Source organism: Micromonospora sp. D75 (assembly GCF_018070405.1).
Taxonomy (GTDB): Bacteria; Actinomycetota; Actinomycetes; order Mycobacteriales; family Micromonosporaceae; genus Micromonospora; species Micromonospora chalcea.
In genome coordinates this window covers 1-7,863 of the sequence record NZ_JAGPXV010000255.1, presented here as the reverse complement: position 1 = coordinate 7,863, position 7,863 = coordinate 1, and the positions used below count along the sequence as shown (strand labels likewise).

General features: G+C 73.5%; 8 protein-coding genes. 4 read left to right on the top strand and 4 right to left on the bottom strand.

Features of this window, described 5'->3' with window-relative positions; translation table 11 throughout:
- The first annotated feature begins 213 nt into the window (after window positions 1-213).
- Window positions 214-1,692 (top strand): glutamate--cysteine ligase, encoded by a 1,479-nt coding sequence (locus tag KBX39_RS16690; RefSeq protein ID WP_210871424.1) that lies wholly within the window; start codon window positions 214-216, stop codon window positions 1,690-1,692.
- Window positions 1,693-1,704: 12 nt separating this feature from the next.
- On the opposite strand, the gene bla is transcribed toward KBX39_RS16690, so the two are convergent.
- The 3 genes from bla to KBX39_RS16675 form a co-directional block, all read right to left on the bottom strand.
- On the bottom strand, window positions 1,705-2,631 hold the full coding sequence (gene bla / locus KBX39_RS16685; RefSeq protein WP_210871422.1) for a class A beta-lactamase: 927 nt from the start codon (window positions 2,629-2,631) through the stop codon (window positions 1,705-1,707).
- 146 nt (window positions 2,632-2,777) lie between these two features.
- Window positions 2,778-3,389: a DUF6518 family protein gene (locus KBX39_RS16680; RefSeq protein WP_210871420.1), complete on the bottom strand. Its 612-nt coding sequence runs from the start codon at window positions 3,387-3,389 to the stop codon at window positions 2,778-2,780.
- A 50-nt stretch (window positions 3,390-3,439) separates the two neighbouring features.
- Window positions 3,440-3,730 carry a helix-turn-helix domain-containing protein gene (locus tag KBX39_RS16675; protein WP_043324508.1) on the bottom strand — a complete coding sequence of 97 codons (291 nt, stop codon included), beginning with the start codon at window positions 3,728-3,730 and terminating at the stop codon, window positions 3,440-3,442.
- A gap of 66 nt (window positions 3,731-3,796) precedes the next feature.
- Between KBX39_RS16675 and map the strand changes: the two genes are divergently transcribed.
- The gene (gene map, locus KBX39_RS16670) at window positions 3,797-4,570 is read left to right on the top strand and encodes a type I methionyl aminopeptidase (protein ID WP_064446143.1); all 774 of its coding nucleotides are present in this window, start codon (window positions 3,797-3,799) and stop codon (window positions 4,568-4,570) included.
- An 18-nt stretch (window positions 4,571-4,588) separates the two neighbouring features.
- Here map and KBX39_RS16665 read toward each other — a convergent pair whose 3' ends face one another.
- Window positions 4,589-5,236 (bottom strand): maleylpyruvate isomerase family mycothiol-dependent enzyme, encoded by a 648-nt coding sequence (locus KBX39_RS16665; protein ID WP_210871418.1) that lies wholly within the window; start codon window positions 5,234-5,236, stop codon window positions 4,589-4,591.
- Between the two features lie 236 nt (window positions 5,237-5,472).
- Between KBX39_RS16665 and KBX39_RS16660 the strand changes: the two genes are divergently transcribed.
- Together KBX39_RS16660 and KBX39_RS16655 are read left to right on the top strand one after the other, a co-directional pair.
- Window positions 5,473-6,087 carry a calcium-binding protein gene (locus tag KBX39_RS16660; protein ID WP_043324514.1) on the top strand — a complete coding sequence of 205 codons (615 nt, stop codon included), beginning with the start codon at window positions 5,473-5,475 and terminating at the stop codon, window positions 6,085-6,087.
- A gap of 122 nt (window positions 6,088-6,209) precedes the next feature.
- A partial coding sequence (locus KBX39_RS16655; RefSeq protein WP_210871416.1) for an AfsR/SARP family transcriptional regulator occupies window positions 6,210-7,863 on the top strand: 1,654 nt, incomplete at its 3' end.

Below are 7,863 nucleotides of genomic sequence, written 5' to 3'. Positions count from 1 at the left end.
AGCGCCCGGATCCACCCGTCGCGCATCAGCCACTCCCCTTCGCCGTCGGCGGCCATGCTAGCCGCCCGGGCCGGGCGGCCCGGACGGAACCCGCTGCCCCGCGACGGGGATCACCGGGGCCGCCACGGGGTACAGAAAAGGGTCTGGCGGACCTTTCCTGACCCGCCACTCCGTGCGAGGTTGGGAAGAACCAACGGTGACAGGGTGGTGACCATGGGCGAGGACGTCGGCGTGCGTACCTTCAGCCGGGAGGACCGGGCCCGCTATCGCGAGAAGGTCCGGCGGTGCCTGGACGTGTTCGCCGAGATGCTGCGCGAGTCCCGGTTCGACGTGGAGCGGCCGATGACCGGCCTGGAGATCGAGCTGAACCTGGTCGACGACGACTTCGACCCGGCCATGCGCAACGCCGACGTGCTGGAGGCGATCGCCGACCCGGCGTTCCAGACCGAGTTGGGCCAGTTCAACGTCGAGATCAACGTCGAGCCGCGCCGGCTGGCCCGCACCGGCACCGCCGCGTTCGAGGAACACGTGCGGGCCAGCCTGAACGCCGCCGAGGAAAAGGCCCGCACGGTCGGCGCGCACATGGTGATGGTCGGCATCCTGCCGACGCTGCGCCCGGAGCACCTGACCGCCGAGACGCTGTCGGCCAATCCCCGGTACGCGCTGCTCAACGAGCAGATCTTCGCCGCCCGGGGCGAGGACCTGCCGATCGCGATCAGCGGGGTGGAGCGGCTGGCCACCACCGCCGACACGATCACCCCGGAGGCGGCCTGCACCAGCACCCAGTTCCACCTCCAGGTCAGCCCGGCGCAGTTCGCCGACTACTGGAACGCGTCCCAGGCGATCGCCGGCATCCAGGTGGCGCTCGGCGCGAACTCGCCGCTGTTCTTCGGCCGGGAGCTGTGGCGCGAGACCCGGGTGCCGCTGTTCCAGCAGGCCACCGACACCCGGGCGGAGGAGATCAAGGCCCAGGGCGTACGCCCGCGGGTGTGGTTCGGGGAACGCTGGATCACCTCCGTGTTCGACCTGTTCGAGGAGAACGTGCGCTACTTCCCGGCGCTGCTGCCGGTCTGCGACCCGGAGGACCCGGCCACCACGCTGCACAGCGGCGGCGTGCCGAAACTGGCCGAGCTGCGGCTACACAACGGCACCATCTACCGGTGGAACCGGCCGGTCTACGACGTGCTGAAGGGCCGCCCGCACCTGCGGGTGGAGAACCGGGTGCTGCCGGCCGGGCCGACGGTGCTGGACACCGTCGCCAACGGCGCGTTCTACTTCGGCCTGGTCCGGGCGCTCGCCGAGTCCGACCGTCCGCTGTGGTCGCAGATGTCGTTCAGCGCGGCCGAGGAGAACTTCAACGCCTGCGCCCGGCACGGCATCGACGCCCAGGTGTACTGGCCCGGCCTGGGCTACCTGCCGGTGACCGAGCTGGTGCTGCGCCGGCTGCTGCCGATGGCCCACCACGGGCTGGACCGGTGGGGCCTCGACCCCGCCGAGCGGGACCGGCTGCTCGGCATCGTCGAGCAGCGCTGCCTAACCAGCCGCAACGGCGCGACCTGGCAGGTGGAGACGCTGCACCGGCTGGAGTCGGCCGACCACCTGGACCGTCCGGCGGCGCTGCGCGAGGTGGTCCGCCACTACGTCGACCTGATGCACAGCAACCGGCCCGTGCACGAGTGGCCCATCCCCTGAGCCGGCCTCCCGTCAGCGCAACGCGGTCACTGTCGCCCGCGCCGCCTCGGCGACCAGGGTGTCGTCGGGCTTCGCGTCGCGGCTGCCGCGACTGGACATGACCGCCAGCACGATCGGCGCGGAGTCCGGCGGCCACACCACGGCGATGTCGTTGCGGGTGCCGTACCCGCCGGTGCCGGACTTGTCCGCCACCTGCCAGCCGGCCGGCACGCCGGCCCGGACCAGCCCGCTGCCGGTGGTGCTGGCCCGCATCCAGCCCAGCAGCAGGTCCCGGTCCGCGGGCGGCAGGGCCTCACCCAGCGTGTACGCCCGCAGCGAGCCGGCCAGCGCGCGGGGCGTGCTGGTGTCGCGCTCGTCGCCGGGCGTGGCCGCGTTCAGGTCCGGCTCGGTACGGGCGGGCCGGGTGACCGAGTCGCCCACCTCCCGGAGCGCCCGTGCGAAGCCGGCCGGGCCGCCGAGCGCGTCGAACAGCAGGTTGCCGGCGGTGTTGTCGCTGTACCGCACCGCCGCCTCGGCGGCGTCCCGCAGCGTCATTCCGGTCTCCACGTGCCGTTCGGTCACCGGTGAGTGCGCCACCAGGTCGGCGCGCCGGTAGCGGACCACCCGGTCCCGGTCGGCGTCGGACGTGGCGGCCAGCATCGCGCCGGCGGCGAGCGCCTTGCACGTCGAGGCGTACGCGAACCGCTCGTCGGCCCGGTGCGCGAGGGTGCGGCCGGTGCCGGTGTCGACGGCGTAGACGCCGATCCGGGCGCCGAAGCGCCGCTCCAGCGCCGCCAGCTCGGCCGGCGCGGGCACCGGCTCGGCGTTCGGCGTCGCCGACGTGGCGGGTGCGGTCGGGGCGCTGGTGGGCGGCGCGGCTTCGGGCCGGTCCTTTGTGCAGCCGGCCACCAGGGCCGTCGCCGTGAGCATCGCCGCCGTGAGCACCTGCCGTCGGATCATCCGTTTCCTCCCCCGTCATCCGGACCACGCCGTTCTCGGGTCATTGTCGCCGATCCCGGTCGGGCCGGTGGTCCGCCGCCTCGGCCGACGCGGTGGCCCGCATCCTCGGCCGGCGGGGTGGCTCGCAGCCTCGGCGGCGGGGCAGGTCAGCTCCCCGCGACGGCGGCGAACGTGAGCGCGCCCGCCGCGGCCAGCGGCAGCGCCACCGCGGCGGCCAGCAGCCGCACCCGGGCGGACCGGCCGATCAGCACCACCAGCAGCGCGGCGAGCCCGAGGTCGATCGCCACGTTCCACCATGCGCCGGGATAGCCGGACCGCGACTTCAGCGCGAACCGCAGCGCCTCCTCCACGAACACGGCCACCGGCAGCGCGGTCCCCACGACGCGCCGCCATCCCTCGGTCCGCGCCCAGATGCCGGCGACGCCGAACACCACGCCCGCCACCACGCCGAACGCCATCCAGACGAACGAGGTGAGCGCCCAGATCACGGCGAGGTCGTCGCCCTGGAGCAGCGTCGCCGCCAGGTAGTAGCTGGGCACCGCGACGATCAGCAGGACGCTGGCGGCCACGGCGGCACGCACCGCGCCCGACCGGATCCACCAGCCCAGCGCGAACGCGGCCACCGCCCAGGTGGCTGTGGAGTTGCCCAGTTCGGCGAACGGGAACGGCACCCACTTGATCCAGACGAAGTCCAGGAAGCCGAGCAGGAAACCGGCGACGGGAACGACAAGCGCGACGGCGCGACGCGAGGGTGGCATGCGCGGAATCTTACATACTCGGTATGCTCGACCCCGTCGAGAGGGCTGCCCTACGAGGCGAGGCGCCGCTCGGACGGCGCGAGACGCGCCACCTCGTCGGAGTGGTTGATCTCCGACCAGACCGCATCCAGGGAGAGGCCGAGGACGTCGGCGATGGCGGCGATGGTGGGAAACGCCGGGGTGGCCACCCGGCCGGACTCGATCTTGCGGAGCGTCTCCGGAGAGACACCCGCGTCGAGCGCGGTGAGCAGCATGGATCGCTCACCCCGGGCGCGGCGCAGGAGCGCGCCGAGGCGCTGCCCGCGCTCGACCTCGGCGGGAGTGAGGGGCAACCGGACCATGCCGAGATTCTAATACCGGGATAACATGACCGGGATACTTATTGGTCGCGTGAGGAAGGCGCCCGCATGATCGAGATCCTGAGCCCCACCGACGTACGGCGGGCGCGGGACACCGGCGCCCTGGTCGCCCACATCCTGCAGACCCTCCGGAGCAGCACCACCGTCGGCACGAACCTGCTCGACATCGACAGGCAGGCCCAGCGCATGATCGTCGAGGCCGGGGCGCAGTCCTGCTACGTCGACTACGAGCCGTCCTTCGGGCGCGGGCCGTTCGGCCACTACATCTGCACGTCGGTGAACGACGCGGTGCTGCACGGCCTGCCGCACGACTACACGCTCGCCGACGGCGACCTGCTGAGCCTCGACCTGGCCGTCAGCCTCGGCGGAGTGGTGGCCGACTCCGCGATCAGCTTCCTCGTCGGTGACGCCCGGCCCGCGGAGAGCGTCGCGCTCATCGACGCGACCGAGCGGGCGTTGCAGGCCGGGATCGCCGCCGCCGGTCCCGGCGCCCGGATCGGCGACCTCTCGCACGCCATCGGATCGGTCCTCACCGCGGCCGGTTACACGGTCAACACCGAGTTCGGCGGGCACGGCGTCGGGTCGACGATGCACCAGGACCCGCACGTGTCGAACACCGGCCGCCCCGGACGCGGGTACAAACTGCGCCCCGGGCTGCTGCTGGCGCTGGAGCCGTGGGTGATGGCGGACACCGCCACGCTCGTCACCGACGCCGATGGGTGGACGCTGCGCAGCGCGACCGGCTGCCGCACCGCGCACAGCGAGCACACCATCGCCATCACCGACGACGGCGCGGAGATCCTGACGCTGCCGAAGCCGTGACCCGGGCACCCGCCGTGGTCACACGGGCGTGCAGCGCTCCCGCAGCGTGGGGACACCGGGCCCGGTGAGGTCGTCGCAGTACGCGGCCCGCCCGGCCATCGCCATCGTCAGCGCCAGCGTGGTGCCGCTGACCAGCGGGCCCTCGCCGGCGGTGAACGGCCCGTCGGTCGCCTCCACCCGCAGGCCGTCGATCGCGCTGCGCCCGGCCACCGTGAAGTCCCGCCCGGCGTAGAACCGGGCGACCGGCGTCACCGCCTCGACCGGGGGCGTCCGGGCCAGGCCGAGCGGCCGCCGGATGTCCTGGGCGTGCACGACCACCTCACCTAGCCACGCCTCGGTCGGGCCGAACGTCGACGTGGTGCTGCCGATGATCCGCCGGAACCGGTCGAGCGTCTCCCCCGGGTCGGCGCCCCGGTGCTCGGCCAGCCGGCGGTCGTTGTGCAGGTCGAAGTCGAACCGGGCGCCGAGCACGCTGGCGACCCAGCGGGCCCGGCCGACGCTCGCCGCCGCGGTCATGTGCGCGAGTGTCTCCTCAACGGTCCACCGGCCGCACAGCGAGCGCCGCGCCCACTGCGCCGCGTCGATTCCGGCGAGGTCGTCGGCCAGGGCGGCGCGCTCGGCGTGCGCGAGCGCCCACAGCTCACGGCGGGTCAGCGTGTCGGACATGAAACCTCCAGGGGCCGGGTCGTCGGAGGTAGGACCGCGCTGCCTGGACGAACTCACCGCTCCCACCCCGCCGATCTTGGAGTTGTGGTGGTTCGCAAACCGGGCATGGGCGACCTTCGAGGCGCCACAACTCCAAGATCGGCGTTGAGGGCGGGCGGGCTGCACGTTTGCTGCACGTCCGCTGAACGCTCGCCGGTGACGCTTCTCGCACACATCCACCGCAAGGGAGAAGCGTCATGTCACACAGGTTCCTCTTCACCCCGCGTACCGTCGCTTCGGCGATCGGGGCGCTCGTCCTGGCCGCCGCGGGCCTGGCCGGCGGCGCCACCCCGGCGTCCGCGGCCTACATCGTCCCCCCCGACTGCGGCCCCTACTCCGGGGCGCCGGTGCCGGCCGGATACACCCTGAGGTTCGCCATCGCGGCCTACGTCAGCAACAACGCCAACGGTCCGGAGTTCATCGTCGGCACTAACCTTCGCGACGTGATCGTCGGAAGCGTCTACGACGACGTCATCTGCGGCCTCCCCGGCAACGACGACATCCAGGCCAACAGTGGCGACGACATCGTCTACGGCGGGCTGAACGGCGACGACATCTGGGGCGACCTGGGCAACGACAACCTCCACGGCGACGGCGGCGCCGACACCATCCACGGTGACCGCTTCATCGGACCCAGCGCCCTGGACGGCAACGACCGCGTGGACGGCGGCAGCAACGACGACCACCTCTTCGGCGACAAGGGCGCGGACACCCTGGTCGGCGGTCCCGGCTTCGACGACGGCGACGGAGGCCCGGACGTCGTGTTCGACGACTGCCGTACCAGCGTGGAAATCGTGGTCAACTGCCCGTGATCCAGTCGGCACGGCGGTCCGCGGGGCTCGGACAACGGGGCCCGCGGACCGCGCGCTGCCGCCTGTCGGATCGTCGTCACGCCCGGTCCGACCACCACCGCACGCGGCTACCGTGACACTCCGTGGCGGTGGAGTTCCGGGTGCTCGGCGACCTGGACGTCCGGATCGACGGCCGGGCGGTCCGGGTCGGTCACGCCCGTCAGCAGTGCGTCCTCGCCGCTCTACTGGTCGAGCCCAACCGGGTCGTCGCGACCGGGCAGCTGATCAGCCGGGTCTGGGGCGACGAGGTGCCGGACGGGGCCGCCGCCACGCTGCGTGGCTACCTGTCGCGGCTGCGGCACGCGCTGGCCGGCACGGACGACGTCCGCATCGTCCGGCGTCATCCCGGCTATCTGCTCGCCGTCGACCCGGACCGTGTCGACCTGCACCGCTTCCGCGCGCTGACCGAGCAGGCCCGGAGCACCGGGGACGACGCGACGGCGATCGGCTGCCTGGAGCGGGCGCTGGGGCTGTGGCGCGGTGACGCGTTCGACGGCCTGACCACGCCGTGGCTGGCGGCGTACCGGCAGACCCTGGACCGGCAGCGGCTCGCGGCCGCGCTGGACCGCAACGACATCGCGCTGCGCCGCGGCGGGCATGTCCGTCTCCTTCCCGACGTCCTGGATCTGAGCGGCCGGTATCCGTGGGACGAGCGCCTGGCGGCGCAGGCGATGCTCGCGTTGTACCGGTGCGGGCGGCAGGCCGACGCGCTGGAGCACTTCCACCGGCTGCGCCGGAGGCTGGCCGCCGAGATCGGCGCCGACCCCAGCCCGCCGCTGGCGCAGCTCTACCAGCAGATCCTCACCGCCGACGCGGCGATCGCGCCGCCGGACCTGCCAGGCAGCGGAGAGCCGAGCGCGACGGCCACCGGCGCGGCCCGGGATGCGGGCGCCGTGCCCCGGCAGCTGCCCGCGTCACCAGGGGTCTTCGCCGGCCGGACCGCCCAGCTCGCGCGCCTCGACGAACAACTCGCCGACGCGGGCCACCCGGAGGGCGCCGGGTCACCGGTGGTGATCTCGTCCATCGGCGGCGGCGGTGGAGTCGGCAAGACCTGGCTGGCGCTGCGCTGGGCGCACGCCAACGCCGGCCGTTTCCCCGACGGGCAGCTCTACGTCAACCTGCGCGGCTTCGACCCGACAGCGGACCCGGTGACGTGGCCGGTCGCGGTACGCGGCTTCCTCGAGGCGCTCGGCGTCGAACCGGCACGCGTACCGGCCGATCCGGAGGCCCAGGCGTCGCTGTACCGCACGCTCGTCGCCGGACGCCGGCTGCTGGTGGTCCTCGACGACGCCCGCGACGCCGCCACAGTGGTCCCGCTGCTGCCCGGCACCCCCACCAGCGCGGTCCTGGTGACCAGCCGACGGCAACTGGCCGGCCTCGTCACCACCCACGGCGCGCGGCCGCTGCCGCTGGACGTGCTGCCCGACGACGAGGCCCGCGAGCTGATCGTCCGGCAGGTGGGCGCCGCGCGGGTGGCCGGGCAGCCGGACGCCGTCGCGGACATCCTGCGGTTCTGCGGGGGCCTGCCGCTGGCTCTCGGGATCGTGGCGGCCCGTGCCGCGCTCAACCCGGAACTTGCCCTGTCGTCAGTCGCGGCCGAGCTGACCTCAGCGGTCAGCCCGCTGGACGCGCTGACCGGCGACGAGGTGACGACGAACCTGCGGGTGGTGCTGTCCCGCTCGCTGGCGGCGCTCACGCCGGAGGCAGCGGAGGTGTTCACGCTGCTCGGCCTCGCCC